23 protein-coding genes are annotated in these 26467 nt (G+C 63.3%); 10 read left to right on the top strand and 13 right to left on the bottom strand.

Annotation, left to right across the window (positions count from 1 at the left end):
* The first annotated feature begins 17 nt into the window (after positions 1-17).
* The gene (locus tag R3F72_RS01435; protein ID WP_332778826.1) at positions 18-680 is read left to right on the top strand and encodes a bifunctional 4-hydroxy-2-oxoglutarate aldolase/2-dehydro-3-deoxy-phosphogluconate aldolase; all 663 of its coding nucleotides are present in this window, start codon (positions 18-20) and stop codon (positions 678-680) included.
* Between the two features lie 91 nt (positions 681-771).
* Here R3F72_RS01435 and R3F72_RS01430 read toward each other — a convergent pair whose 3' ends face one another.
* The 9 genes from R3F72_RS01430 to edd form a co-directional block, all read right to left on the bottom strand.
* Positions 772-1059 (bottom strand): DUF4235 domain-containing protein, encoded by a 288-nt coding sequence (locus tag R3F72_RS01430; protein ID WP_179208808.1) that lies wholly within the window; start codon positions 1057-1059, stop codon positions 772-774.
* A 187-nt stretch (positions 1060-1246) separates the two neighbouring features.
* Positions 1247-2419, bottom strand: a complete 1173-nt coding sequence (locus R3F72_RS01425) for an acetyl-CoA C-acetyltransferase (RefSeq protein WP_332778825.1) — start codon at positions 2417-2419, stop codon at positions 1247-1249.
* Positions 2420-2441: 22 nt separating this feature from the next.
* Positions 2442-3089, bottom strand: coding sequence for a CoA transferase subunit B (locus R3F72_RS01420; RefSeq protein ID WP_332778751.1), 648 nt, complete (start codon positions 3087-3089; stop codon positions 2442-2444).
* Position 3090: 1 nt separating this feature from the next.
* Positions 3091-3792, bottom strand: coding sequence for a CoA transferase subunit A (locus R3F72_RS01415; protein ID WP_332778750.1), 702 nt, complete (start codon positions 3790-3792; stop codon positions 3091-3093).
* 243 nt (positions 3793-4035) lie between these two features.
* Entirely contained in the window at positions 4036-5004 is a 969-nt protein-coding gene (locus R3F72_RS01410; RefSeq protein ID WP_332778749.1) for a carbohydrate kinase family protein, read from the bottom strand.
* Between the two features lie 110 nt (positions 5005-5114).
* A complete protein-coding gene (locus R3F72_RS01405; RefSeq protein WP_332778748.1) occupies positions 5115-5990 on the bottom strand; it encodes an aldo/keto reductase in 876 nt (291 codons plus the stop codon).
* Positions 5987-6904 carry a D-hexose-6-phosphate mutarotase gene (locus tag R3F72_RS01400; protein WP_332778747.1) on the bottom strand — a complete coding sequence of 306 codons (918 nt, stop codon included), beginning with the start codon at positions 6902-6904 and terminating at the stop codon, positions 5987-5989. Before R3F72_RS01400 ends, R3F72_RS01405 begins: the two co-directional genes overlap by 4 nt.
* Positions 6901-7860: a glucokinase gene (gene glk, locus R3F72_RS01395; RefSeq protein WP_087717712.1), complete on the bottom strand. Its 960-nt coding sequence runs from the start codon at positions 7858-7860 to the stop codon at positions 6901-6903. The genes R3F72_RS01400 and glk overlap by 4 nt, the downstream gene beginning before the upstream one ends.
* Positions 7857-9707, bottom strand: a complete 1851-nt coding sequence (edd, locus tag R3F72_RS01390) for a phosphogluconate dehydratase (protein ID WP_332778746.1) — start codon at positions 9705-9707, stop codon at positions 7857-7859. The genes glk and edd overlap by 4 nt, the downstream gene beginning before the upstream one ends.
* A gap of 263 nt (positions 9708-9970) precedes the next feature.
* Here edd and gap point away from each other — a divergent pair, with 263 nt between their 5' ends.
* The 4 genes from gap (at position 9971) to R3F72_RS01370 (ending at position 13886) form a co-directional block, all read left to right on the top strand.
* On the top strand, positions 9971-10972 hold the full coding sequence (gene gap, locus R3F72_RS01385) for a type I glyceraldehyde-3-phosphate dehydrogenase (RefSeq protein ID WP_071231896.1): 1002 nt from the start codon (positions 9971-9973) through the stop codon (positions 10970-10972).
* 353 nt (positions 10973-11325) lie between these two features.
* Positions 11326-11643, top strand: coding sequence for a hypothetical protein (locus tag R3F72_RS01380; protein WP_071231897.1), 318 nt, complete (start codon positions 11326-11328; stop codon positions 11641-11643).
* A gap of 64 nt (positions 11644-11707) precedes the next feature.
* Positions 11708-13015, top strand: coding sequence for a sensor domain-containing diguanylate cyclase (locus tag R3F72_RS01375; RefSeq protein ID WP_071231898.1), 1308 nt, complete (start codon positions 11708-11710; stop codon positions 13013-13015).
* 67 nt (positions 13016-13082) lie between these two features.
* The gene (locus tag R3F72_RS01370) at positions 13083-13886 is read left to right on the top strand and encodes a dienelactone hydrolase family protein (RefSeq protein WP_071231899.1); all 804 of its coding nucleotides are present in this window, start codon (positions 13083-13085) and stop codon (positions 13884-13886) included.
* A 177-nt stretch (positions 13887-14063) separates the two neighbouring features.
* On the opposite strand, the gene pncB is transcribed toward R3F72_RS01370, so the two are convergent.
* Both pncB and R3F72_RS01360 read right to left on the bottom strand, forming a co-directional pair.
* Positions 14064-15239 (bottom strand): nicotinate phosphoribosyltransferase, encoded by a 1176-nt coding sequence (pncB, locus tag R3F72_RS01365; protein WP_087717717.1) that lies wholly within the window; start codon positions 15237-15239, stop codon positions 14064-14066.
* A gap of 72 nt (positions 15240-15311) precedes the next feature.
* On the bottom strand, positions 15312-15605 hold the full coding sequence (locus tag R3F72_RS01360) for a DUF4190 domain-containing protein (RefSeq protein ID WP_256961010.1): 294 nt from the start codon (positions 15603-15605) through the stop codon (positions 15312-15314).
* Positions 15606-15774: 169 nt separating this feature from the next.
* Here R3F72_RS01360 and R3F72_RS01355 point away from each other — a divergent pair, with 169 nt between their 5' ends.
* The 3 genes from R3F72_RS01355 to R3F72_RS01345 all read left to right on the top strand — a co-directional run bounded on the left by R3F72_RS01355 (position 15775) and on the right by R3F72_RS01345 (position 19708).
* On the top strand, positions 15775-16917 hold the full coding sequence (locus tag R3F72_RS01355; protein WP_071230537.1) for a GNAT family N-acetyltransferase: 1143 nt from the start codon (positions 15775-15777) through the stop codon (positions 16915-16917).
* A gap of 105 nt (positions 16918-17022) precedes the next feature.
* On the top strand, positions 17023-18885 hold the full coding sequence (locus R3F72_RS01350) for a monovalent cation:proton antiporter-2 (CPA2) family protein (RefSeq protein WP_087717720.1): 1863 nt from the start codon (positions 17023-17025) through the stop codon (positions 18883-18885).
* Positions 18836-19708: a fructosamine kinase family protein gene (locus R3F72_RS01345; protein ID WP_332778745.1), complete on the top strand. Its 873-nt coding sequence runs from the start codon at positions 18836-18838 to the stop codon at positions 19706-19708. The genes R3F72_RS01350 and R3F72_RS01345 overlap by 50 nt, the downstream gene beginning before the upstream one ends.
* 13 nt (positions 19709-19721) lie before the next feature.
* Here R3F72_RS01345 and R3F72_RS01340 read toward each other — a convergent pair whose 3' ends face one another.
* Positions 19722-20687, bottom strand: a complete 966-nt coding sequence (locus tag R3F72_RS01340) for an SMP-30/gluconolactonase/LRE family protein (protein ID WP_332778744.1) — start codon at positions 20685-20687, stop codon at positions 19722-19724.
* Between the two features lie 199 nt (positions 20688-20886).
* Positions 20887-21546, bottom strand: coding sequence for a TetR family transcriptional regulator (locus tag R3F72_RS01335; protein ID WP_332778743.1), 660 nt, complete (start codon positions 21544-21546; stop codon positions 20887-20889).
* Between the two features lie 175 nt (positions 21547-21721).
* Between R3F72_RS01335 and R3F72_RS01330 the strand changes: the two genes are divergently transcribed.
* The gene (locus R3F72_RS01330; protein ID WP_332778742.1) at positions 21722-23011 is read left to right on the top strand and encodes an efflux RND transporter periplasmic adaptor subunit; all 1290 of its coding nucleotides are present in this window, start codon (positions 21722-21724) and stop codon (positions 23009-23011) included.
* Positions 23011-26205 carry an efflux RND transporter permease subunit gene (locus R3F72_RS01325; RefSeq protein ID WP_087717723.1) on the top strand — a complete coding sequence of 1065 codons (3195 nt, stop codon included), beginning with the start codon at positions 23011-23013 and terminating at the stop codon, positions 26203-26205. The genes R3F72_RS01330 and R3F72_RS01325 overlap by 1 nt, the downstream gene beginning before the upstream one ends.
* The last annotated feature ends 262 nt before the right edge of the window (positions 26206-26467 follow it).

Raw genomic sequence — 26467 nt, 5'->3', positions numbered from 1 at the left:
TGTCATCCGCTCAACCTTTGTCATCCACTCAACGTTTGCCCGCTTCACACATCGAGCGCCTGGATGAAATCTGTCGTTCCGGCGCCATCATTCCCGTTCTCGTCATCGAGCGTCTCGAACATGCCGTACCGCTGGCCAAGGCGCTGGTCGAGGGCGGTCTCGATGTCCTCGAAATCACGTTGCGTACCGATTGCGCGGTCGAGGCCATCAAGCAGATCAAGCAGGCGCTGCCGGATGCGATCATTGGCGCGGGCACCGTGCTTGGCATCGATCAGTACCGGGTCTGCGAGGAGATCGGCGTCGATTTCGTCGTCACGCCCGGCACGACGCCGGCCCTGTTCGAGTATGGCGCCGGTAGCGACGTGCCGCTGCTGCCGGGTGTGGCCACCGTCTCCGAAGTCGTGACCGGCTGGGGGTACGGCTATCGTCGTTTCAAGTTCTTCCCGGCGGAAGCGAATGGCGGTGCCAAGGCGCTGAAGTCCTTCGGCGGTCCGCTGCCGGAAGCGCTGTTCTGCCCGACTGGCGGGGTCACCGTGGACAACGCCGCCGACTATCTGGCGCTGCCCAACGTGATGTGCGTCGGCGGCTCCTGGATGGCGCCGAAGTCGCTCATCGATAAAGAGGACTGGGCGGGCATCACTGAACTGACACGAGCCGCCACGCAGCGTTATCCGCGCTGAACCGCTATCGAGCGTCCGACCTTCCGGTCTCGGGCGCTCGGGTCGCGCTCCCCGGTGATCGACCGGGTCGACCGGGGAGCGCGATGCGGTATCAGTCCTCGAGATGCGCCAGAAGGCGCTGACCGCGACGCGAGCGGCGGGTACGCCGCATGCCAGCCGATGCCAGTTTCCAGCCGACGATGCGAGCCATTCCTACCGCCATCCCGGATGCTGCCCCCCAGAACAGCGCCTGGCGCCATTCGACATCATCCTCGTCGGGATTGATCGGCGGCTCGAAAACGCCCTTGCGAAAGGTCTGCTTGAGGCTTTGACGAGCCAGCACGCCGGATAGAACCGCCGTGCTCGTGCCAACGATGGTCCACAGTGTCTGAGGCTTCACGAAACACTCCTTCCTGGATAGATTGTCCCGATAGTCTGGTCGATCCTTCGAAGACTCACCAGTCGAATGCCCGAGGCGCACGCCGGTCGAATCCAGCGGCCAGGGCTTACGGTTTTGGGAATCACGGCTTCGGAGGATCACGGCTTCGGCCGGCCCGACGGCGTTCTGCCGTCTGTCGTTCTGTCGACTACCGTTCGATCGCCGTCGCCACGCCCTGGCCGCCGCCGATACATAGCGTCGCCAGTCCTCGCCTGACATCGCGACGCTGCATCTCGTGCAGCAGCGTTACCAGAATGCGGGCGCCAGAGGCACCGATCGGGTGGCCCAGCGCGATGGCGCCGCCGTTGACGTTGACCTTGCTGCCGTCCCAGCCGAGATCCTTGGCTACCGCCAGTGTCTGGGCCGCAAAGGCCTCGTTGGCCTCGACCAGGTCCAGCTCGTCGATCGTCCAGCCGGCGCGTTCCAGACAGCGCCGGGTCGCCGGTACCGGGCCGATGCCCATGGTTGCCGGGTCGACGGCGGCGTTGGCGTAGGCACGGATCGTCGCCAGCACGGGTAATCCGAGTGCCTTGGCCCGCTCGGCGCTCATGATGAGCAGGGCGGCGGCACCGTCGTTGAGCGAAGAGGCGTTGCCGGCGGTGACGCTGCCGGTCTTGGAGAACGCCGGCTTGAGCTTGCTCAGCGATTCGGCGGTGACGCCGTCGCGGGGCTGCTCGTCGCGTTCGACCACGATGGGGTCGCCGCGCCGCTGGGGCACGCTCACCGGCGTGATCTCGGCATCGAAGCGTCCGGCTTCGCGGGCCTGCGAGGCGCGCCGCTGGGACTCCGCTGCATAGGCATCCTGATCCTCGCGGGAGATGCCCCAGCGCTCGGCCACATTCTCCGCCGTGATGCCCATGTGGTAGTCGTTGAAAGCGTCCCACAGGCCGTCGTGGATCATGCTGTCGAGCAGCTCGGCGTGACCCATGCGCAGCCCGGTGCGGGCCTTGGGCAGCACGTAGGGTGCCAGACTCATGCTTTCCATGCCGCCAGCGACGATGGCCTCGGCATCACCGCAGCGGATCGCCTGGACCGCTAGGTGCACTGCCTTGAGCCCGGAGCCGCAGACCTTGTCGATGGTCATCGCTGGCACGCTGTCCGGCACGCCGGCTTCGATCGCGGCCTGGCGTGCGGTGTTCTGGCCCAGGCCGGCGCGCAGCACATGCCCCATGATCACTTCGTCGACACCGGCCGGGTCGATCCCTTCGAGGACACGACGGATGACGGTCGCCCCGAGGGTGACGGCAGGCACGCTGGAGAGGCCGCCCTGGAAGGTGCCGATCGGCGTGCGCGTGGCGGCGACGATCACCACGTCGCGCATGGATGTGGTCGGTCCGGAAACGTCAGGCATGGGAAGTCTCCCGTTTGTCGATCAGCTTGCAGCCCGTGGCCGCGGAAATTTCCTCCAGGGTGACGTCGGGTGCCAGTTCGACCAGGGCCAACCCTTCCTCGGTGATATCCATCACGCCAAGGTCGGTGATGATCCGGTCGACCACGCCGACCCCGGTCAGCGGTAGCGTGCATTCGCTCAGGATCTTGTGTTCGCCCTTGGCCGTGTGGCTCATCAGCACCACCACGCGCTGCACGCCGGCAACCAGGTCCATGGCGCCGCCCATGCCCTTGACCATCTTGCCGGGAATCATCCAGTTGGCGAGATCGCCTTTCTCGGAGACCTGCATCGCGCCCAGGATCGCCAGATTGATATGGCCGCCGCGGATCATGGCGAAGGATTCGGCGTTGTCGAAGTAACTCGAGCCGGGCAGGGCGGTGACGGTCTGTTTGCCGGCATTGATCAGGTCGGGGTCGACGGTCTCTTTGGTCGGGAAGGGGCCGATGCCGAGCAGGCCGTTCTCCGACTGCAGCCAGACGTCCATGCCCTCGGGAATATAGTTCGCCACCAGTGTCGGCTGACCGATGCCGAGATTGACGTAGAAGCCGTCACGCAATTCGCTGGCGGCGCGTTCCGCCATCTGTTCCTTGGTCCAGGCCATCTCAGTTCACCTCCCTGAGCGTGCGTTTCTCGATACGTTTTTCCGGGGTCGGGTTGTGCACGATGCGATGCACGAAGATGCCCGGCAGGTGGACGTCATCGGGGTCGATGTCGCCGGTCTCGACGATCTCCTCGACCTCCACCACGCAGACCTTGCCGGCCATCGCGGCCAGCGGATTGAAGTTGCGCGCGGTCTTGTTGAAGCGCAGATTGCCTGCCTTGTCGGCGACCTGCGCCTTGATCAGGGCGACATCCACCGGCAGGCCGCGCTCCATCACGTAGTGCTCGCCGTCGAATTCGCGCACCTCCTTGCCTTCGGCGATCCTGGTGCCGTAGCCGGTCTTGGTGAAGAAGGCGGCGATGCCCGCGCCGCCCGCGCGCAGCCGTTCCGCCAGGGTGCCCTGCGGGCAGAATTCGAGTTCCAGTTCGCCGGAAAGGTACTGGCGCTCGAACTCCTTGTTCTCGCCGACGTAGGAAGAGAGCATTTTTCTGATCTGACGCGACTCTAGCAGCAGCCCGAGGCCGAAGCCGTCGACGCCGGCGTTGTTGCTGGCGACCGTCAGATCCTTCTTGCCCGTATCGCGAAGAGCGACGATCAGGGCTTCAGGGATGCCGCACAGGCCGAAGCCGCCAACGGCCAGGGTCATGCCGTCTTCGATCAGGCCTTCCAGCGCTTCAGCGGCGCTGCTAAACACTTTGTCCATGAGTCCTCGTCCTGTGAAACGGAAGTCGCGCAAAAGATCGTTTCGAAGCCGCTGTGCCGCAACGTGCGCTCCGTTCAGATGGCAATGAACGTGCGGACACGCGCTGTCGCAAGCGACCGATGGAGGAAGACATTACCACCCGAGCGGGATCGACGTAGGCGGGTTAGACGATAGTAGCAAGCGCCGCCAGGAAGGCGGCGCTGGCTGTCTCTATGGTTGTCTCTATGAAAGGTGGATAGCGGCCTAGCGGGGCAGGTCGTCGAGATCGTCGGTACCGGGCAACGAGACGAAGGCGCCGGCACGAGTAGCGGCGAAGGCGCCGCAGCGGCAGGCGAACGTCAGCGCCTCGGTCAGCCGGGCTTCGTCGGCCAGCCAGTCGGCAAGTGTCTCGCAGGTCACGTCGTCTCGCGCCAGGGAGGCCAGCAGGCCGCCGATGAAGGCGTCGCCGGCCGCGGTAGTATCCACTGCCTGAACGCTGGGCGGGGTCGTCTGCAGCTGGCGATCGGCCAGGTGCGCGCTCACCGGCCCCGGACCGTCGGTGATCACGATCAGTCGGGTGCCCTTGGACAGCCTGGCGCTGATCCATTCCTCGGCGCTGCGATCACCGCGCAGGATGTCGAGCTCTTCGGTGGAGAGCTTGATGACATGAGCGCGTTCGAGCAGCTGTTCGACCAGGGGCACATCGATCTTGCCCTGGGGCCACAGCATCGCACGCAGGTTGGCATCGACGCTGATCAGACAGCCGCCGCGCCGCGCAATGCTGGCGAGATCCAGCGTGGTGCGGGCAATGGCGGCATCGGTCAGGCTATTGCTGCAAAGATGGACCAGCGCGGGCTCGGTGAAGATGCCCGGCGGCAGGTACTCGCGACGGTAGAGCAGATCCGCGGCGGGCGGACGGTAGAAGTCGAACTGGCGCTCGCCGTGGCTGTCGCGGGAAACGAAAGCCAGTGCCGTGCGAGCCTCGCGGGTGCGCACCACGTATTGGGTGTCGACGCCGTAGCGGGTCAGCTCGTCGATCAGGAAGTCGCCGAAACGGTCATCACCGATCATGCCGAGAAAGAGGCTGGGGACACCCTGGCGGGCGCAGGCCACGGCAGCATTGGCGGGCGCGCCGCCGGCGTAGGGTGTAAAGGTCTCGGGGCCGCTGTCGTCACCCAGACGGCTGGACAGCATGTCGACGAGGGCTTCGCCGAAGGCGATGATGGGAGTCATGGGTCAACCGGCTCTCTATGTCGAACGAAAATCGAGGTGCGGCGTGCTTGATCTCATCGAAGCTGATTTCATCGAAACTGGTCTCAAACAGGATGCCGCACCGAACGTCATCACGGTACGCGGTGACTGCGCGCTTCCTCGAGCAGCGCGAACCACGTCGGGCGATCGAGTTCGAGATTACCGCTCAGCAGCAGATTGTCGATACGCCTTTCATTCAACGTTCCGATCACTGGAATCGGCTTGCCGGGCAGGCGCCGCAGCCAGGCCAGTGCCAAGCCGGCCGTGGTCGAGTTGAGCTGGTCGGCCAGCCGCGACAGCGCCGTGCCGAGAACGTCTTCGAACACCGAGCCGCCGCCCAGCGGCGACCAGGCCATCGGTGCCAGTCCGTCGGCCAGGACGGCGTCGTAGAAACCATCGAACAGCGCGTCGGGATGGGCCAGCGAAAGCTCGAGCTGGTGAGCGCCGAGCCGGTGATGCATCGCGGCTTGCAGGCGCCGCCACTGTTCCGGCAGGAAGTTGGAAACGCCCACGGCGCCGACCTTGCCGGCGGCGATGGCGTCATCCAGTGCTCGGGCCGTGGCTTCGGCATCCATCAGTGGGTCGGGGCGGTGCAGCAGGAAATGATCGAGCCGGTCGACGCCGAGGCGGGAGAGTGAACTGTCGATGACCTGGGTAAGATAGCGCTCGGACGTGTCGTAATGCTTGACTCCGAACGGAGAGATGTCGCGATGCGGCAGGACGATATCGCCTTTGGTCACCACTCGAACCCGGGACTTGAGCGCCGGGCGATGCGACAGCGCCTCGCCGAACAACTGCTCGCACTTGTGGTTGCCGTAGATGTCGGCGTGATCGAACCAGTGCAGGCCCTGATCGACGCGCGCTTCCAGCCAGTCGGCGAGCTTCTCTGGCTCGTTGAAGTCGGGCCTTTCGTGCAGCCGCATCATGCCCAGAATGAACGGGGCATCGAAGTAGAGATCTTCGCTCACGCCGGGGTTTCCTCTCGGCTGATCGTGGTGGCGAGCAGATGCTGGCCATCCGGCACCAGCCAGACGGGATCGACCCGGGTGCAGGCCGCTTCGATGCACAGAAAGCGCTGGCCGACGGCGGCGGGGGTATCTCCCGGCAGGCCGTCGCCCGGATGCCAGACGACGGTGGAGTCGCTGCCCTGCTTGCTGATCCGCAGACGACGTTGGCCATCGTCGAGAACGACAGGGCGGTTCGACTGGTAGATACGGTCCAGCGCGCCACGAATGCCTAGTTCCCCCTGCTGATGATGCTCGGCAAAGTGTTCGAGCTTGTCCAGATAGCGGGCGCCGGCCAGCCCTTCGATACGGCACCGGTGCGTATCGGCGACGGCAAAATAGGTGTGCAGCGCGCCGGTCAGCTTGACCGGGGTGGTGCCGGCGTGGCGAGTCATCAGTTCGACGCTCAGACGCTGGGCGTTGGCGTGAACCACGGCATTAGGAACGAGCTGATCGTGCAGCCGCTCTTCGGGGGAGAGGTGAATCTCGACCCCGCCGCCGGTCACGCTCTCGTCGACGGCATCGATGCGCCATTGCGCTGTGCGGGCGGGGCCATGCATCGGGCCCTTGCCGTCCGGCGACTCGTCGGCGAACCACGGCCAGCACAGCGGGATCCCGCCGCGAATGGCACCGGGCATCGGCTGCGGCCTCGGGGTGACCCAGAGCCAGCCATCCTCCGTGCCGGGCGCTGGTGGGGCGCCTGCGGCTCGCCCGGCTTCGGGGGCGAAAGGTAAAAAGTGCAGCACCTGAGCGCCCTGTAGCGAAATCGCCAGCTCGCCCCAGTCGGCATTGATCAGCAGCACGCGCCGACCTTCCCAGTCGGCTTCCCGCTGGCCGTCCGTCGCGTCGATCAGCTGCCGCAGCGTATCGGGAATCATGTCACCTCCTCGTTGTGCAGGGCTTCCGCCGCGCCCAGCAGGCCGGTCCACGGCGCCGTCACCACCCAGGTGGGAATACCCGCATTGTAGGCACTCAGTCGGCCCTTGTCGGCAAAGGCGCGACGGAAGTCGCTGCGCGGCAGCCACTCGATCAGACGCGGCGTGATACCGCCGCAGAGATAGACGCCGCCCAGCGCGCCGAGGGTCAACGCGGCGTCGCCGGCCACGCTGCCGAGGATCTTGAGAAAGCGCATCAAGGTCTCGCGGGCAACGCGATCGCCCGCCCGGGCGGCCCCGGTGATCTCCGCCGGCGTGTTGTAGTGGGCGGTGACATTGAGCAGTGCAGCGTGGGCGAGATAGAGGTCGAGCAGACCCTGGCCGCACAGCAGGCGTTCGATCGAGACTCGGCCATAACGGGCACGGAAATAGTCGAGCAGTTGGATTTCGCGCTGGTCGGTGGGGGCGAAGGTGGCGTGGCCGCCTTCGGTCGTCAGCGGAATCCAGGCGCGCCGACTGGGCACCAGTCCGGCGACGCCGAGCCCGGTTCCCGGGCCGATCACCAGGCGCGGGCGCCGAGGTTCGGCCTCGCCTTCACCGATCTTGACCAGTTCCTCGTCACCGATGTGCGGAATGCCGAGCGCCTGGGCGGTGAAGTCGTTGATGACCTTGAAGTTCGACAGGCCGAGCTCTTCGGCGACGGCCTTCTTGGAGAACGCCCAGTCGTTGTTGGTCATCTTGACCCAGTCTTCGTGCACCGGGCAGGCGAAGGCCAGGCACGCCTCGACGGGCGCCTCGGCGCCGACCTGTTGCAGGTAGGCCTGGATGGCTTCGACCAGCCCGCTATAACGCGCGCAGGGTAGCGTCTCGATCGATTGCAACTCGACACTGCCAGGCATGACCAGCGCGAAGCGCGCGTTGGTTCCACCGATGTCGCCGATCAAGGCGGGAGTCGTCATGTGTGCCCTCCGGGCAAGTCGGCGGCGTCGAAGCCGCCAAAGGTGGCCGCGCCTTCCTCGGCACCGCCGACCAGCTGGCGGAAGCCGGCGAACAGTTCGCGGCCCATTCCATGATGATAGTGGTCCAGGTCGCAGGTTGCCGGTTCGCGTTGCGCCCAGGTTTCGGCATCCACCAGGGCCTCGAGCACGCCGTTATCCGGGTCGAGCAGCACCGTATCGCCATCGCGCAGATAGGCGATCGGGCCGGCATCGACGGCTTCCGGCGTGATATGGATGGCTGCCGGTACCTTACCAGAGGCACCGGACATTCGCCCGTCGGTGACCAGCGCGACCTTGTGTCCGCGATCCTGCAGCACACCGAGAAACGGCGTCAACTGGTGCAGTTCCGGCATGCCGTTGGCGCGCGGTCCCTGGAAGCGCACGACGACGATGACGTCGCGATCCAGTTCGCCGCTCTCGAACGCGGCCTTGACCTGGCTCTGGTCGTCGAAGATCCGCACCGGCGCCTCGACCCGGCGGAACTCCGGCTTGACGGCGGAAACCTTGATCACGCCGCGTCCCAAATTGCCATCGAGCACGGCCAGCCCGCCGGTGGGGGAGAAGGGGCGCGCCACCGGCCGCAGCACGTCTTCGTCGAGGCTCTGCCGGGTGCCTTCGCGCCAGATCAGCTTGTCGCCTTCCAGGAACGGCTCCTGGGTGTAGGCGGTCATGTCGGTGCCGAAAGCGGTGTGGACATCGGCATGCATCAGGCCCGCGGAAAGCAGCTCGCGGACCAGGAAGCTGACGCCGCCGGCGGCGTGGAAGTGGTTCACGTCCGCCTGCCCGTTGGGGTAGATCCGGGTCAGCCCGGGAATCACTGTCGAAAGCTCGGCGAAGTCGTCCCAGGTGATGGTCAGGCCGACGGCGGCGGCCATCGCCACCAGATGCAGCGTGTGGTTGGTCGATCCACCGGAAGAGAGCAGCCCGATCATGGCGTTGACGATGGCATGGGCATCGATCTGCTTGTAGAACGGGTGATAGCTGCCCCCCTGGTCACTCAAGCGGATCACCTGCTCGGTGCTGAATCGGGTGATCGCGTCGCGCAGCGGCGTGTTCGGGTTGACGAACGAGGTGCCCGGCATGTGCAGGCCCATCATCTCGAGCATCAGCTGGTTGGAGTTGGCGGTGCCGTAGAAGGTGCAGGTGCCCGGGCTGTGGTAGGAGTCCGACTCGGCTTCCAGCAGCGCATCGCGGCCAACCTTGCCTTCGGCGTAGAGCTGGCGGATCCGGGACTTCTCGGCGTTGGGCAGGCCGCTCGGCATGGGGCCGGCGGGAACGAACACCGCTGGCAGGTGGCCGAAGCGCGCGGCACCGATGAACAGGCCCGGCACGATCTTGTCACACACGCCAAGATACAGTGCGCCGTCGAACATGTTGTGCGACATCGCCACGGCCGTCGACATGGCGATCACGTCGCGAGAGAACAGCGACAACTCCATGCCGGGCTGGCCCTGGGTCACCCCGTCGCACATGGCCGGCACGCCGCCGGCGAACTGCGCGGTGCTGCCCATGCCGCGGGCGGCTTCCTTGATCAGGTCGGGGAAGTGCTCGAGCGGCTGATGAGCGGACAGCATGTCGTTATAGGAAGAGACGATGCCGACGTTGGCGCTGTTCATCAGCTTCAGGCTGTTCTTGTCGCCGGCATTGCAGGCGGCGAAGCCATGGGCCAGGTTGCCGCAGGAGAGTTCGGCGCGGTGGACGCCGCGACGATGCTGCTGCTCCATGCGTTCTTCATAGAGGCGGCGGCGATCGGCCGATCGGGCCTCGATGCGTCGGGTCACGCGGTCGACAGTGGGGTTGAGCGTCATGGGGTTGCCTCATCGAGCTGTCATGGTTGTTTGGTAAACTTACCAAAAATTATGGCATTTGTTCGCGGATGGGCCTTTTGTATTAGTCTTTCGGAGTAATATTTTTTCATTCGTCGATGTTCTAGACTGGTGTTCTAGACTATTGGCAGTTTCGCGGTGATCGAGCGCTGTCGTTCGATCCGCGCCATTCACGAATGCGTGATCAGGCGCGACCGTGCCACATTCCCCAAACGTTCGAGTTACGTCATCAGGAGGAGAGCACCATGACATTGCGTGTCGCCATCAACGGATTCGGTCGCATCGGCCGTAACGTACTTCGTGCCATGTACGAAAACGGTTATCGCGACCGGATCGAAGTCGTCGCCATCAACGACCTGGGCGATCCGGCGCTCAACGCGCACCTGCTGCGTCATGACAGCGTGCATGGACGTTTCGGCTTCGACGTCACTCACGACAGCGATACCCTGAGCGTAGACGGAGATAGCATTCGCATCCTCTCGGAGCGCGATCCGTCGCAGCTGCCCTGGAAATCGCTGAACGTCGACCTGGTGATGGAGTGCACCGGGCTGTTCACCAAGCGCGAGGCCGCAGCCAAGCACATCGATGCCGGCGCGGAGCGTGTGCTGATTTCCGCACCCAGCGGCGATGCCGACGCGACGATCGTGTTCGGCGTCAACGAAGGGACACTGAAGGCGGAGCATCGGGTGGTTTCCAACGCTTCCTGCACCACCAACTGCCTGGCGCCGGTAGCCCAGGCGCTGCAGGAGAGCGTGGGTATCGAGAATGGCCTGATGACCACGGTGCATGCCTACACCAATGACCAGAACCTGTCCGACGTCTACCACAAGGATCCGTACCGCGCGCGCAGTGCCACGCAGTCGATGATCCCGACCAAGACCGGTGCCGCCGCAGCCGTCGGGCTGGTGCTGCCCGAACTGAACGGCAAGCTCGACGGGCTCGCGGTGCGGGTGCCGGTCATCAACGTGTCGCTGGTGGACCTGGTCTTCACTGCCGGTCGCGAGACGAGCAAGGAAGAGATCAACGAGATCGTCGAGAAGGCAGCGGCCAAGTCGCCGGTACTGGCAGTGAACTCTCAGCCGCTGGTGTCGATCGACTTCAACCACGACGCCAACTCTTCCACCTTCGATGCCAACCACACGCGCGTGAACGGGCGTCTGGTCAAGGTCATGGCCTGGTACGACAACGAGTGGGGCTTCTCCAACCGCATGCTGGATACGGCGCTGGCCATGCAGGCCGCCAGCTGAGATGAATATCGTTTTCGCTGGCCTGAACGCCTGACAAGGGTGGCCCGCAAGCGATAGTCGGCGACAACGAAGCAGGATCGAGGGGTGGCAGAGCGTCTGTCGCCCCTCTTTTTTGGTATTTTCTCCCTCCGGACACCCGCGCGACGTGTCCCCCTCGGCTAGAAGGGGGCAGGCGACCGAGTCGCATACCATCGAAGTAGCGCCAGTTTTGCGTTCAAGTCATCCAATCCGTTGTCGATAGAACCCTGTATGCTGGGCAATTGCGTTGGTGGGCTTGGACTTGTCAGGCTGACCCTCTAGTGTAAGTCCGAACATGCCCTATCTTTCCACCATGCATTGAGGTTGGCGGCGTCATGCAGGACAACATCATCAACGCGCATCGCCTGATTGGCGAGACCATTCGCGACCCTGAAGAGAAGCGGCTCGGGAAGATCGTGGGTGTCGACCAATCGCGTTCCGTGCCAGTAATTTTCGTGATCTGGCAGGAGCAGGCGGGCATGCATCGTTTCGAGCTGACTCGCGACGAGCTGCGCCAGCTGGCGGATGCCTGCTGCCATGCTCAGTCGAAGAGTCGCGATCATCGAGCCAGGGGTGACGATGAGGCGCGAAGCTCATCTGATGATGCGTCCTCTTCGCCCGCGGTCGCTCAGCGTCGTGTCGGCTTTCGCTGACACGATCTCGTTTTACCACCCAGCCGCTTGGAAACAGCACTGCGGCTAGACGAGGCCGGAGTGCATGGATTCACGGGATGCCTTCGTGCATGACGATGAAGTTTCGGGCGCGGACGCCCGACAGTGGCTGCAATGCTTGCCGGGCACGGTCTATGTCACCGACTCGGCCTGGTGGCTGGGTGAGCTGCGCTTCGTCGCCGATTCCATCGACGCGCTGGGCCATCGTCCCGCCACGGACTACCTTTCCCAGCCCGAGCTGTGGCTGGCGCAGATTCCCGAATCCGAGCGCAGGCCGCTGCTCGAACGATTGCAGCAGGCCCTGACCGAGGGCGAGCTCACGGCGCGGCTGTCCTACGTCATCGAAAGGCGAGATGGCTCCGAGTGTCAAGTCGACGACAGTATCAGCATCCAGCGTGACGCGGACGGCGAGGTCGTAACACTCATCGGTTTCCTGCAGCCGCGACTGCCTGCCGCTCCCGCGAATGACGACGGCTTGTCCCCGCAGTCCCTGCTCGATCACAGCGGCGATGTGATCTTGGCGCTCGATGAGGATATGGAGTGCCATTACGCGGCGGGTAACACCCAAGGCGCGCTCGGTGTCAGCGCAGCGTCGCTGCTGTCGACGTCTCTCTTCGGCCTGATGGCGCCCGAGGATGGCTCCCGGGTTCGGCGCCTGCTGATCGAAGGAGCCGCCGAGGCGAGTTCTCCCATGGTGGAGCTGCGTCTGAGACACCGGGATGGGGTGTACCGCTGGTTCGAGATCCACTTTTCGCCTTATCCGCTGCCGTTGGGGCAGACGCTGGAGCCCCCGGTCATGCCGGGCTGGGTTGCCATCGCGAGGGATATCACCCAACGCCGCCACCAGTCGCTGCAGTGGAATGCGTACACCGCCACCGACGAATTGACCTCGGCGCTCAATCGAGAGCCTTTCATGGGCCTGATGCGGCATGCGTTCGCAAGTGGAGACACCGGCGCTAGGTTTACGCTGATCGTGTTCGATGTCGACCATTTCAGCGATATCAACCGCGATTGGGGGCGCGAGGGCGGCGATCTCGTGCTCAGTTGCATCGGCGAAATGTGCCGGGCGACGTTGAGAGAGCGGTTCAGCTTCGGCCGATTGGGCGACGATTCCTTCGCGTTGCTGATGAGCGGCAAATCGCTGCAGGAAACGGCCACCATCGCCGATAAACTGCGCGGGCGTCTAGCTTCGACCCGGGTGGAGTTTCATGGTCATTGGCTGTCGTTCTCGGTTAGTCTTGGGGTCGCCGAACGGCGCAGTGACGAGACCGCGGAAGCCATGCTGGCGCGTGCCGAGGCGGGAATGCAGAATGCCAAGCAGCGCGGGCGGGATCGCGTTCAGCAGGCGCCATGAGCCGCTGTGCGAGTCGACGTCGAGCCAGCCGAACCTGCGCCAAGCCAGTCAAAGAAGGAGAACGATGATGGGACGATTACTGCTGGCCTTGCTGCTCAGCCTGATGTGTCTGCCGGCGTGGGCCGACGAGGTCGAAGGTCCACGCGTCCAGGGCGAGACTTTCGAATATGCCACGGGCGGCCAGACCTACCAGGGGTATCTTGCCTACAACGCCAGCGATGACGAGCCTCGTCCCGGCGTACTGCTGGTCCATGAATGGTGGGGGCTCAACGACTACATCAAGCACAAGGCCGATCAGCTGGCGGCACTGGGCTTCGTGGCACTGGCGGTAGACATGTATGGCGGCGGCAAGGTGGCCCAGCACCCGGAGGATGCCAAGGCGTTCTCCAGCCAGGTCATGCAGGACTGGCCCTCCGCTCGAGCGCGGCTGGAAGCGGCGATGACAGCGCTGCGTGAACATCCTGCGGTGCGCGAGGATCGCATGGCGGCGATCGGCTACTGCTTCGGTGGTGGCGTGGTGATGAACATGGCATTGGCGGGCATGCCGTTGGAAGCGGCGATCAGCTTCCATGGCAGTCCGACTCAGGTCGTCACCAACCCGCAGCCGTTCGACGGCCTGGTGCGCATCTACAACGGCCAGGACGATTCGCTGGTCGACCCCGAGGCGCTCGACAGCATGGCGACGGCATTGACGGAAGATGGCGCGGACGTTCGCGTGGTGCAGTATCCCGGTGCCAAGCACGCTTTCACCAATCCGGATGCCGACAGGCTGGCCGCGGAGAACGAACTTCCGCTCGGCTACGACGCGGCGGCGGATGCTGCCTCCTGGCAGGCTGCGTTGCTGACGCTGGACAAGGCGCTGAATCAGTAGACTGAATACGAGCTACGAGCTACGAGCTACGAGCTACGAGCTACGAGCTACGAGCTACGAGCTACGAGCTACGAGCTACGAGCTACGAGCTACGAGCTACGAGCTACGAGCTACGAGCCAGACAGCAGAAAGCCACGAACGACCGCGTTCGTGGCTTTTTCGTTGGCGAGCTGCAATCTATTCGTTGGGGCGACTGAGGGCGAGCACGCGCTTGGCGAGGGCAATCATTTCCGGGTCACCGGTGTGCTTGTCGGGCACGTCGGAAAGCTTGACCACGGGCAGCCAGTGCTGGCCTTCCGGTCTCGCCTCGACCATCTTGATCACCATGTTCATCGGCTCGACGCCCACGTCATTGGTGAAGTTGGTGCCGATGCCGAACGCCATGCCGACGCGGCCTTGGCAGAACGACTGGATCCGCTCGACCTTCTCGGGTGTCAGCGCGTCGGAGAAGATGATCGTCTTGCTGCGCGGGTCGATCCCCAGTTTCTCGTAATGCGCGATGGTCGAGGCCGCGAAGTCGATGGGGTCCGCGCTGTCGTGTCTGACTCCATCGAAGAGCTTGGCGAACTTCTTGTCGAAGCTCTCGAAGAAGGCGCGGGAAGTGAACGTGTCGGTCAGGGCGATGCCAAGGTCGCCGCGATAGACATCGACCCAGTGCTCCAGCGCCAGGCTGTTGGCCATCTTGAAACCGAAACGGGCGCCGTGAAACATGAACCATTCGTGGGCGTGGGTGCCGATGGGCTTGACGCCGTGGCGCATGGCCAGCAAGACGTTACTGCTGCCGCTGAAGGCTTCGCCGCCATGATGGCGAAGCGCGCCGACCACCCGGTCGTGAACGTCGAAGGAAAACCGCCGCCGGGTGCCGAATTCGGCAATTTTCAGGCCCAGCCGCTGATACTGTTCGATCTTGGCTCGGGTGCGTGCCTCGACCGTTTCATCGTCGTCGCGCTTGACACCTCGCAGGCGATACCAGAGCTCGCTGATCAGCGCCATCAGCGGGACTTCCCACAGGATGGTGCGATACCACAGCCCCTCGATAGCGACCGAGAGTTCGCTGCCGGTCTGCTCGATGATGACTTCGGCGGGGTTGAAGCGAAAGCCGGCCAGAAAGTCCAGGTAGGTCGGATCGAGATAGGGACAGGTAACCTCGAGATAGCGCTTTTCCGCGTCGGTGAGCACGAGGCTGGCCATGGCATCGACTTCGCGTCGCAGGGCGTCACCGAATCCTTCGGGAAACGCATGCTCGCCGCGATTGATGAAAGCGTAGCGGGCCTGTGCATAGGGGAAGCGCTTGATCACGGCGTTCTGCATCGTGATCTTGTAGAAGTCGTTATCGATAAGCGAAGTCAGCATGAAAACTCGTCATCAGCGTGAACACAATCCGCGGCCGTTGGCGCCAGCGAGCGTTTCCTCAATGAGATTCGGCTACATGAAAGCCATGATACCGAACATTGTCGCGACGAAACCGCCGAACAGCAAAAGACCGGCCAGCGAAAGCAGAATCAACAGATAGCCCAGTATCAAACCGGCGAGCGCCCAGCTATCGCCGGATTCCTGCCTCTGGCGAATCTGGCGCCGAGCCAGATGGCCGCAGACCACGCCGCCCAACGCCGCTGGCGGCACCAGAGTGCCCAGCACGCTAAGCGCGAAAGCTGCCAGCGCCATGATATTGGTGGGCGGTGGCGTTGACGGGCTGGGAGGCGTCGGGGTGGGTGTCATCGGGTTGGGGTGGCTCTCTGTCTTGGCTGTTGCCAGAGTATCGCACGCTTGCCCGCGGCTCTCGAAGTTTTCAACATAGACTGAGCGACGAGCGACGAGCGACGAGCGACGAGCGACGAGCGACGAGCGACGAGCGACGAAAGACCGGAAAAGCAACGGGGGAGATCGGATGGCATTGCGGGTCGAGAATATCGGTAGCCTCGCGGCTACCCGTGCGTCGCTCTGGAATCATGTGGTCGGCGATCGTTATCCGTTTCTGCGCCACGAGTTCCTGGTGGCGCTGGAAGCCTGCGGCTGTGCCGATACGGATACCGGCTGGGAGCCGGATCACTTGATGGTCTTCGACGACGACCGGACGGTGGCGGTCTTGCCGCGCTACGCCAAATACCACTCGCGAGGCGAGTACGTATTCGACTGGTCCTGGGCGGATGCCTGGGAGCGCGCTGGCGGCGATTACTATCCCAAGTCGCTGTCGGCGATTCCGTTCACGCCGGCCTCGGGGCCGCGGCTGGCCGTGGTGGGCGACGTGGATCGGCGGGCGGTTATCGCGGCGCTGGCGCCGGTGATCCGCGATACCGGCCTGCAGAGCTGGCATCTACTGTTTGCCGACAGCGGCGAGGTGGACGACTGGCAGGCGGCGTTCGAAGCGCCGTTGATGGAGCGCCAGGCCGTGCAGTTTGCCTGGCGCGACGATGGATTCGGCAGTTTCGACGGCTTTCTGGCGCGGATGAGCTCGCGCAAACGCAAGGAGATCCGTCGGGAGCGTCGCAAGCTGGCGGAGCAGGGCTTCATGTTCGAGCGGCTGACGGGAGCGCGGATCGACGACGAGGCGCTGACACAGTTCTATCGCTGCTACTGCATGACATACCTGGAACGGGGCCAGCGTCCCTATCTGTCGCTCGAGTTCTTTACCCGGTTGCGCGACGACCTGGGCGATACGCTGCTGCTGGTCCGCGCCAGTGTGGAGGGACGGGCCGTGGCAGCCGCGCTCTGCCTGCAGGGAAGCGACACGCTCTACGGCCGCTACTGGGGCAGCGAGGTCGAGGCCGACTTTCTGCATTTCGAGACTTGCTACTACCAGGGGATCGAGCACTGCCTGGCACAGGGCTTGTCCCGTTTCGATCCGGGGACGCAAGGGGAGCACAAGCTGACCCGAGGTTTCGCGCCGGTCATCAGCCGCTCGCTGCACTATCTCGATCATCCGGGGTTTAGAGATGCCGTCGAGGATTTCTGCCGCGAGGAGCGAGCCTACGTTCATGCCTATTTCGAGCAGTGCCGATCTCGCCTGCCGTTCAAGGATCCGCTGCCTTGAGCGTGCAGACGTCAGGCGCGTGCTGCTGTCGTGCCGAGGTGAGTGATATGCTGAACCCAGGTTAAATTGGGCGGCGGATCTTGCCGCGACGAGGACAGATATTCGATGGGCTTTCTCACTGAAGCGGCTGTGCTGCTGGGCGCAGCCATCCTTGCGGTTCCCCTGTTTCAGCGTCTGGGGCTGGGGTCGATCCTGGGCTACCTCTGCATCGGCCTGCTCGCGGGCCCGTCGATCAGCGGCTTCATCTCCGAGCCGGAATCGGTGCTGCATTTCTCCGAGTTCGGCGTGGTCATGCTGTTGTTCATCATCGGCCTGGAGCTGGAGCCGCGTCGCCTGTGGGGGATGCGCAAGCGTCTGCTGGGTCTGGGGACGCTGCAGATGGCGGGCTGCGCAGCGCTGCTGATGCCGGTCGGGCTCCTGCTGGACCTGCCGCCGAGTATCGCCATCTTCCTCGGCCTCACGCTGGCGCTGTCGTCGACCGCCTTTGCGCTGCAGGTTCTCAACGAACGCCGTCAACTGGCGACGCCGCACGGTCAGAGCGCGTTCTCCATTCTGCTGTTTCAGGATCTGGCGGTGATACCGCTGCTGGCGCTGCTGCCGTTTCTGGCTGGGCGTGCCGACGCCGCGCCCGGCGACGGTTGGCTCATCGCCCGCAGCATTGGCGTGGTGATCGCTGCCATCGTCTTCGGTCGCCTGGTATTCCCTCGCGTGCTGGCGCTGATCGCACGTAGCGACGTGCACGAGATATTCACCGCCGCGGCACTGTTTCTGGTGCTGGCGATGGCACTGGTCATGGAGTGGGCGGGGCTGTCGATGGCACTGGGTGCCTTCCTGGGCGGTGTGATGCTGGCGGACACCCCGTATCGGCATGAACTGGAAGCCAATATCGAGCCGTTCAAGGGGCTGCTGCTAGGGCTCTTCTTCATTGCCGTCGGCATGTCGGTCAATCTCGGTCTCGTGCTGGACAACGTCTGGCTGGTGCTGGGGCTGGCCGTTGCGATGACGCTGGCCAAGTCCGTGGTACTGGTGATCGTCGGCCTGTTGGCGCGATTGCCTCGCCCGGAAATCCCCCGGCTGGCGACGATCATTTCCCAGGGCGGCGAGTTCGACTTCGTGCTGCTGACGGCGGCGGTGGCCGCTGGCGTCATCGATCAGCGCATCGCCAGCCTGTGTATCGCGGCGGTCACGCTGAGCATGGCGGCCACGCCGTTTTTGTATCAACTGGGAGAGAAGGCGGGCGATCGTCTCAAGGAGAGCCGGCCGTTCGATACCGACTTCGGCGACGACACACCCCCGGTGATCATCGCCGGCCTAGGCCGCTTCGGGCAGATGGTCGGGCGTATGCTGAAGATGCAGGGGATCAATTTCACGGCGCTGGACCCCAACATCACCCAGGTCGAGTTCATTCGCCGCTTCGGTTCCCGCATCTTTTACGCCGACGCGACCCGGCTCGACCTGCTGCGCGCGGCGGGTATCGACAAGGCGCGCCTGCTCGTCATTGCGGTCGATGGCGAGAACACTGCGCTGACCATTGCGAGGCTGGCAAAGACACACTTTCCAGATCTCGCCGTCTATGCGCGGGCGCGCAATCGCCATCACGCCTGGCAACTGATGGAGATCGGCGTCGATGGCGTGGTTCGCGAAACGTTCGCCTCGAGCATGGAGATGAGCGTCGAAGTCCTCAAGGGGTTGGGTTATCCCAGCGCCAATGCCATCAATGCGGTGCGCACCTTCCGCGATTTCGACAACCAGTTGCTCAAGGATACCTATGCGCATCGCAACGATACCGAGCAATTGATGGCGACCGAAAAGGCGGCCATGGCCGAGCTGCAATCCCTGTTCCAGCAGGAGCTCAACCGGGGGCGAACCGGCAGACGCGAAGAGGACACCGACACCGACGATCGCGAGGAGATGCGCGATGACGCAGACACCATTGCAGAGACTGAAACCCCGGCTCGCGGCGCTTGAGCTGCCGGCCGACACCGGGCTGGAACTCGACGCCGGCATTACGCCGCTTTCCGGTGGTGACAGCGGCGCCGGGCTGTGGCGAGTCGAGGGTGCGAGACCCTGCATCGTCAAGCAGGATTCGGTAGAGCGCGTCGCCAGAGAGGCCGATGGGCTGCGGGCGTTGGCCAGCGTCTGTCGTCTGCTCGTCGTGCCGGCGGTCGTTGCCGAGGATGACGACCTGCTGGTGATGGAAGCCCTGGATGCCACGGGGCAACGTGACGGCTCAGCGCTGGGCGAAGGGCTGCGCCAGATGCACCGTGATTCTCGAGATTCGCAGGCCGAGCACGGCTGGCCGCGGGACAATGCCTGCGGCTCGACACCTCAGCCCAATGCGCCGCTGGCGGACGGCCGTGTCTTCCAGCGCGAGCGGCGCTTGCTGCCGCTGATGAAACTGTGTCGCGACCAGGGGTTGCTGGACGCCGGTCTCGCCGAGCGTATCGAGCGCGTTGCCGAGTCGCTCGAAAGCTGGCTGCCCGATACGCCGCCCTGCCTGGTGCACGGCGATCTATGGTCGGGCAACGTGCTCTTCACGCCCAGGGGGCCGGCAATCATCGATCCGGCGGTCTATCGACACTACCCTGAAGTGGATATCGCCATGCTGACGCTGTTCGGCGGGCCGGGCGATGCCTTCTTCGAAGCCTACTGGGATGGCGATCGTCCCGCCGACTGGGACCGGCGCGAGGCGCTGTTTCAGCTTTACCCGCTGCTCAACCATCTCTCTCTGTTTGGTCGGGGCTATCTCGGTGGCGTCTCGCGCGCGGTGGATCGCATACTGGCCGGATAGAAGCGGATTCTGCTCAGGTTCGGCTCGCTGTGCGAATCTCCGAAGGCGTAATCGCTTCACCGATGACATGGTGGCCACGTGTATTGAGCGTGACTGCATAGAGCGACGTGGTGGCGCAGACATAGAGCCGGTTGCGACTGACGCCACCAAAACAGACGTTGGCTACGGTTTCCGGAATCAGAATGCGACCAAGGCGTTTGCCATCCGGCGCGTAGCAGTGGACACCGTCCCCGGCGCTCGTCCAGAGGTTGCCGGCGATGTCCAGACGGAAGCCATCGAACAGCCCGCAGTCCGAGACCGCGAAAATCTCGCCGCCGACGAGGCGGTGATTCTCCTCGACCCGAAAGCGACGAATATGCCGGGGGCCATCGGCTCGGTGGGTCGCACCGGTATCCGACACGTAGAGCCAGGCTTCGTCGGGGGAGAACGCCAGGCCGTTGGGCTTTTCGAAATCCTCGGCAACGCGATGCAGTTGGCCATCGACGGTCAGGCAATAGACGTGGCAACCCATCTCGGAAGTTCTCAGCCCCCCTTCGTAATCGCTGTCGATGCCGTAGCTGGGATCGGTGAACCAGATCGAGCCGTCCGATCTGACGGTGACATCGTTGGGGGAATTGAGTCGGCTGCCCTCGTAGGTATCGGCCAGCGTATTGATACGGCCGTTGTGTTCGGTACGGGTGACGCTACGGCTACCGTGCTCGCAGGTAACGAGACGGCCTTCCCGGTCCAGTGTCTGGCCGTTGCTGAAAGCGGAAGATTGACGAAAGATGGAAACATGACCGTCATTCTCGTCGTAGCGCATGATGCGGTCGTTGGGGATGTCCGACCACAGGAGATAACGCCCGGCAGCGAAATAGGCTGGCCCCTCGCACCAGCGGCCTCCTCGCCAGAGAGAGTCGAGCTGGCCGTTGGGCAGCACCAGGGAAGAGAAACGTTCGTCCTCGATAACGAGCCAGTCGGGGTGGGGCATGATAGGCATTTTTCTCTTGGTCTTGGGAAAAGCTCTTGTCTTGGGAAAGCTCTTGTCTTGGAAAAGTTCTTATCTTGAAAAAAGCTCTTGTCTTGAAAAGCTGCGATCTCGAAAAACGCCCAGTGTCGAGTGTCAAGACAATCGTGTCTTTGCGACGATAGGAGGAGGCCGGACGCCGATCATGGCATGTGGGTCCGGCCTGGCCGTGTCATTTCGTTCGCGCGGCAGGCTTGCCGGATGAAGACGACGTCGCCGAGGGAAGAGAAATGCGTTCGAAGAAGGTGTCGAGCATGCGCGGGCCGACATCGCCGATATCATAGCGCTCAGGATCACGCAGCCAGTCATGCAGGAGGCCCAGAATCATCGACATCAGCATGCGAGAGGCAATTTCCGGTTCGACGTTATCGATCAGGGTTCCGGTATCACGCGCTTCTTCGAAGCGTTCGACCATCGTTTCATAGCAGTCGCACGCCAGTTGATCCTGCAGCGCGAGAATATCGACATCGCTGGCCGATTCGCTGCAGTGCAGCAGGATGGTATGGACGCGACGCGAGCGCGGTCCCTGCAGCCGCCCGAGAGCGTGAAGCGTGGCCAGGCGCAGGCTTTCCAGCGGCGCGTTGGGCTGGTCGGGATCCTCGACATCATCCAGCAACTGTCGCAGTGGCATCTTGACGCGGTCCAGCATGGCGTGGAACAGGTCGGACTTGTTCTTGAAATGCCAGTAAACGGCGCCTCGTGTCATCCCAGCCTGGCGCGCGATCTGCTCGAGCGAAGTGCGCGATACACCGCGCTCGAGGAAGATGACCTCGGCAGCGTCCAGCAGCGCTTCGCGGGTAGCCTCGGCTTCGGCTTTGGTACGTTTGGGCATGATGTTGTCGTCGACAGATGAGTGGAGTGCGAGACGTTGGGCCGGCATTTCTTATGATGTGGTTCAAGCTGCCGTTGGCAAAGCATACCAATTTCCCCGCAAGTTTACATTCATGTATGTATGCCTGTAAGCTCGCGAGATCAACTTAGGTACCATTCTTCCAGGACGGAGTCTCATGCGCCCTAATCTCATGAATTACACCCTCGGCTTCGGTGGGGCGTTGTTGCTGTCATTGGCACTGGCCGGCTGTGGCGGGGACGATCAGCAAAGTGCTCAACAAGGCGGAGGGCAACAACAAAAGCCACCTACCAAGGCCGAAGTGATGGAAGTCGAGGCGCATGATGTCTCGCTCTCCAAGGAGTATCCCGCCCAGGTTCGCAGTAATCGCGAAGTGACCGTGATGGGGCGTGTCGAGGGCATTCTCGAAGCGCGTCATTACCGCGTGGGCAGCATGGTCGAGAAGGGCGACAAGCTCTTCACCATCGAGCAGGCGCCTTATGAAGCGACCGTCAAGCAGCGCCAGGCGGACGTGCAGAGCGCCAAGGCGGAAGTCTATCGTGCCCAGCGTGATGCCGAACGCTATCAGCGCCTGTACAACCAGAACTCCATCAGTCAGCAGCAGCGTGATCAGGCCCAGGCCGATCTGCGCACGGCTCAGGCGGCCCAGGCTCAGGCTCAGGCAGCGCTGGACAGCGCCCAGATCGATCTCAGCTATACCGAGGTCAATGCGCCGGTCAGCGGCATGATCAGCTTGAGCGAGATCAATGTCGGCAATCTGGTACAGCCGCCCCAGGAGCTGGCGACCATCACGCCGCTGAATCCGATCGAGGTGCGCTTCTCGCTGCCAGCCGATGACGCCTTCTCGCTGCGCCAGCAGCGTCAGAAGGAAGACGAAGGCGTGGCGGATACCGCGATTCTGACCGCGCCCGGTACAGAAAGCGCTTCCCGCGATGCGCTCCAGCTCCGGGGCAAACTGGACTTTCTGGGTTCGCGAGTGGATGAATCCACCAGCACGGTACAGGCCGAAGCCGTATTTCAGAATGAGGATCAGCTCTTCCTGCCGGGCCAGTTCGTGCGCGTGACGCTGCCTAACGTGATGCGTTACGACGTCTATGCCGTGCCGTCGATCGCCGTGACCGAAGGGCTCAAGGGGCCGCAGGTTTTCGTGCTCGATGACGAAGGCAAGACCGAGACGCGATTCGTGTCGCTGGGCGAGATCGCCGGTGACTGGCAGATCATCACCGAGGGGCTGAACCCCGGAGACCGAGTCGTCGTGTCGGGAATCGGCAGTATTTCCCCCGGCGATCAGATCGATGCGCAGCCGTTCACTGGCAAGGTGCCCAAGCCGCAGAACAACGCTGGTGAAAACCCCTCCCAGGAGCCCGACGCACAAGGTGGCGAAGGCGTCGCGGGCGCCCAGCGTGATGCGCAAAAGGCGAACGGCGGACAGAACGGAGCCAACTGATGAATTTTTCCAGCGTTTTCATCAGGCGGCCTATATTCGCGACCGTCGTCTCGGTCATCATTACACTGATCGGCTTGATGGCGATGCGTACGCTGCCCATCGAGCAGTATCCTTCGGTCGTGCCGCCGACGATCAGCGTTTCCGCGACCTATCCGGGAGCCAGTGCGCAGACGGTTTCCGATACGGTCGCCGCCGTGCTGGCGCAGGAGATCAACGGCACCAAGGACATGATCTATCTGACCTCGAGCAGTTCCGATAGCGGTCAGATGTCGATGAGCGTCTATTTCAACATCGGCACCGATCCTCAGACGGCACAGATCAACGTCAACAACCGCGTGCAACAGGCGCTGTCCCAGTTGCCGAGCGAAGTGCAGTCCCAGGGGGTCACGGTCGAGCAACGCTCGTCGAGCGTGCTGCTGTTCGTCGCGGTGACTGCGGAAGGGGGCAGCGATGCCTACGATTCGCTCTACCTGACCAACTACGCCAACATCAACATCACCGATACGCTCAAGCAATTGCCGGGTGTCGGGCAGGCGGAAGTGCTGGGCAGCCAGGAATTCGCCATGCGCGTCTGGCTCAACCCGGACAAGCTGGCGCAGTACGACCTGACACCGGCAGAGGTATCGTCGGCGATTCAGGCCCAGAACTCGGTAGTTGCCGCAGGCAAGCTGGGTGCCGAACCACAGAGCAACCCCACGCCCTACACCTACACCATCACGACCGAGGGTCGTTACGAGAACGTCGATCAGTTCCGGGATATCGTGCTGCGCACCAACCCGGACGGCTCCTCGTTGCGCTTGAGCGATGTCGCGCGGATCGAACTGGGCAAGAACAGCTACGGCATTCAGGGGTACGTCAACAACAGCCCGATCGCGCCGATCGCCATCTATCTGCAGCCAGGCGCCAACGCGCTCGACGTGGCGGCCGAGGTGAAGGCGTCGATGGCGGATCTCAAGACCCGCTTCCCGCCGGGCCTGAGTTACGAGATTCCCTATGACACCACGCTGTTCATCGATGCTTCCATCGAATCGGTGGAACAAACCTTCATCGAGGCGCTGCTGCTCGTCGCGGTGATCGTGTTCGTGTTCCTGCAGAGCTGGCGCTCGACGCTGGTGGCGATGTCGGTAGTGCCGATCTCGGTAGTAGGTACCTTTGCCGGCATGTACCTGCTCGATTTCTCGATCAACCTGCTTTCGCTTTTCGGCATGATCCTGGCGATCGGTATCGTCGTGGACGACGCGATCGTGGTCATCGAGAACGTCGAGCGCATCATGGAGGAAGACGAGGAGGCGACGCCATTCAGCGCCAGTCTCGAGGCGATGAAGGAAGTGTCTGGCGCGGTCATCGCCACCGCCTTCATCATGTCGGCGGTGTTTGTGCCGGTCGGCTTCATGAGCGGCCTGACGGGGCAGATGTACCAGCAGTTCGCGATCACCATCGCGATCTCGGTGGCCATCTCGGCGATCGTGGCGCTGTCGTTCACGCCGGCGATCAGTGCGATCTTCCTGAAGCATCAGGATCGCATGAAGCAGTCCGGATTCGTGCGTGTCATTCGCAAGCCGTTCGACTGGTTCAACAAGCTCTTCGACAAGATTACCGACCTGTTCATGGCGATCACCAACTTCATCATTCATCAGCTGTGGCTGGTGCTGGTCGGGTTGGTTGCCGCCGGGGTCTTCTCCTGGATGATCTTCGCCCAGTTGCCGGCGGCGCTCCTGCCTTCCGAAGACCAGGGGGTGGCTCTGGCCTCCGTCAGCCTGCCGGCAGGATCCTCGGTGGCACGGACCGACGCCTATGTGCAGGAGTTGAGTCAGCGGCTTCGAGATGCCGTCCCGGGGATCAATTACGTGGTCGGGATACCCGGTTTCGACATCCTGTCTAGCTCGCCCAATACCTCCAAGGGCACGGTCTTCGTCACCATGAAACCATGGGAAGATCGCGATATCACGGTGGATCAGCTGACGCAGAAGATCATGCAGATCGGTGGTCAGATCCAGGGCGGGCAGACGGTTGCCTTCAACCTGCCGCCGATACAGGGCCTGTCTCCCACCGGTGGCTTCACCGGTTACCTGCAGGCTTTCGGCGGCGACACGTCGCAGCAGCTCGCGGATGCCGCCGGCAAGGTGATGCAGGCCGCGGCGGAGCGGCCGGAGCTCTCCGGGGTGTTCTCGTCGCTCGATGTCAATGTGCCGGTCTACCGGGCCAAAGTGGATATCGAGAAGGCGCGTAGTCTCGGCGTGGATATCAGCGACCTGAATACGACCATGGCGAGCACGTTCGGTAGTTCTTTCGTCAACTACTTCACTCGCTCGAGCCGCAACTTCCAGGTCTATCTCCAGTCCGAAGACGATTTTCGTCGTAATCCCGAAGATCTGAGCAAGGTCTATGTACGCGGCGGTGACGGGCAGCGCGTTCCGCTCTCCGAGCTGGTCACGTTGACGCGAGGCAAGGCGCCGACGGTGCTGCAACGCTACAACACCTATCCGGCGGCGCAGTTCTCAGGTGGTCCGGCGCCCGGCTACAGTTCGGGTCAGGCCGTGGCGGCGATGCAGGAAGTGGTTGCCGATACCCTGGGTGTCAACTACTCGATGGGCTGGAGCGGTGAAGCCTACCAGCAGGTCAATGTGGGCACGGCGGCGACGCTGGCACTGTCGTTCGGCGTCATCATGATGTTCCTGATTCTGGCTGCGCAGTACGAAAGCTGGACCTTGCCGCTGGCGGTGGTTTCCGCCGTGCCGTTCGCCTTCGTCGGCGCTATCCTGGCGGTCTACCTGGCTGGCTTGAGCACCAGTGTCTACTTGCAGGTGGGCTTGCTGGTGGTGGTCGGCCTGGCGGCGAAGAACGCCATCCTGATCGTCGAGTTCGCCGAACAGCAGCGCAAGCATGCGGGACTGTCGGTGGTCGATGCGGCCAAGGTGGCGGCACGCCAGCGCTTCCGTCCCATCGTGATGACGTCTCTGGCATTCATCGGCGGTACGCTGCCCCTGGCATTGGCTTCCGGTGCCAGTGCGGCAAGCCGTAATCAGATCGGCACGCCGGTGGTCGGCGGGATGATCTCCATCACGCTGTTGGCGACGGTTTTCGTGCCGGCAACCTATGTGTTGATCATGAAGGTCACGCACGGGCTGCAGGCGAAATTTGGCAAAGGTGAACAGCGTCACGACCGTCAGCCGGAGGCGCGCGAAAGCCAGTAATCGACTGCGTCAAAATGACCAGTAATTCGGTCTTTCGAAGGCAACCCCCCTTGGGGGTTGCCTTTTTTGTTGGCTGGCGTTCATCGGCTGCGGTGACGTCTCAAAACAGGCTTTGACGCTTTCCGGCCGGTGGCATATATCTGTAATCGGGGCTGGAGGTCGGTGCCGGGGCGAGGTCGGTTGCGCCGAAAGATCGCCATCCCGTCGTGCCCGCGAATCATCGCTCAGCACATTGGCAGGTAACCGCGATCGCCGTTGATCT

This window comes from Salinicola sp. 4072, assembly GCF_036663415.1.
Classification (GTDB): domain Bacteria; phylum Pseudomonadota; class Gammaproteobacteria; order Pseudomonadales; family Halomonadaceae; genus Salinicola; species Salinicola salarius_A.
This window is presented reverse-complemented; position numbering and strand designations above follow the sequence as displayed.

Excerpts from the sequence above, each read along its gene's own strand:
- R3F72_RS01325 (WP_087717723.1), top strand. The coding sequence starts at position 23,011 with ATGAATTTTTCCAGCGTTTTCATCAGGCGGCCTATATTCGCGACCGTC.
- R3F72_RS01335 (WP_332778743.1), bottom strand. The coding sequence starts at position 21,546 with ATGCCCAAACGTACCAAAGCCGAAGCCGAGGCTACCCGCGAAGCGCTG.
- edd (WP_332778746.1), bottom strand. The coding sequence starts at position 9,707 with ATGACGCTCAACCCCACTGTCGACCGCGTGACCCGACGCATCGAGGCC.
- R3F72_RS01360 (WP_256961010.1), bottom strand. The coding sequence starts at position 15,605 with ATGACACCCACCCCGACGCCTCCCAGCCCGTCAACGCCACCGCCCACC.
- R3F72_RS01375 (WP_071231898.1), top strand. The coding sequence starts at position 11,708 with ATGGATTCACGGGATGCCTTCGTGCATGACGATGAAGTTTCGGGCGCG.
- pncB (WP_087717717.1), bottom strand. The coding sequence starts at position 15,239 with ATGCTGACTTCGCTTATCGATAACGACTTCTACAAGATCACGATGCAG.
- R3F72_RS01345 (WP_332778745.1), top strand. The coding sequence starts at position 18,836 with ATGACGCAGACACCATTGCAGAGACTGAAACCCCGGCTCGCGGCGCTT.
- R3F72_RS01400 (WP_332778747.1), bottom strand. The coding sequence starts at position 6,904 with ATGATTCCCGATACGCTGCGGCAGCTGATCGACGCGACGGACGGCCAG.
- R3F72_RS01410 (WP_332778749.1), bottom strand. The coding sequence starts at position 5,004 with ATGACTCCCATCATCGCCTTCGGCGAAGCCCTCGTCGACATGCTGTCC.
- R3F72_RS01415 (WP_332778750.1), bottom strand. The coding sequence starts at position 3,792 with ATGGACAAAGTGTTTAGCAGCGCCGCTGAAGCGCTGGAAGGCCTGATC.
- R3F72_RS01350 (WP_087717720.1), top strand. The coding sequence starts at position 17,023 with ATGGGCTTTCTCACTGAAGCGGCTGTGCTGCTGGGCGCAGCCATCCTT.
- R3F72_RS01425 (WP_332778825.1), bottom strand. The coding sequence starts at position 2,419 with ATGCGCGACGTGGTGATCGTCGCCGCCACGCGCACGCCGATCGGCACC.
- R3F72_RS01370 (WP_071231899.1), top strand. The coding sequence starts at position 13,083 with ATGGGACGATTACTGCTGGCCTTGCTGCTCAGCCTGATGTGTCTGCCG.
- R3F72_RS01355 (WP_071230537.1), top strand. The coding sequence starts at position 15,775 with ATGGCATTGCGGGTCGAGAATATCGGTAGCCTCGCGGCTACCCGTGCG.
- R3F72_RS01330 (WP_332778742.1), top strand. The coding sequence starts at position 21,722 with ATGCGCCCTAATCTCATGAATTACACCCTCGGCTTCGGTGGGGCGTTG.
- gap (WP_071231896.1), top strand. The coding sequence starts at position 9,971 with ATGACATTGCGTGTCGCCATCAACGGATTCGGTCGCATCGGCCGTAAC.
- R3F72_RS01420 (WP_332778751.1), bottom strand. The coding sequence starts at position 3,089 with ATGGCCTGGACCAAGGAACAGATGGCGGAACGCGCCGCCAGCGAATTG.
- R3F72_RS01340 (WP_332778744.1), bottom strand. The coding sequence starts at position 20,687 with ATGCCTATCATGCCCCACCCCGACTGGCTCGTTATCGAGGACGAACGT.
- glk (WP_087717712.1), bottom strand. The coding sequence starts at position 7,860 with ATGACGACTCCCGCCTTGATCGGCGACATCGGTGGAACCAACGCGCGC.
- R3F72_RS01380 (WP_071231897.1), top strand. The coding sequence starts at position 11,326 with ATGCAGGACAACATCATCAACGCGCATCGCCTGATTGGCGAGACCATT.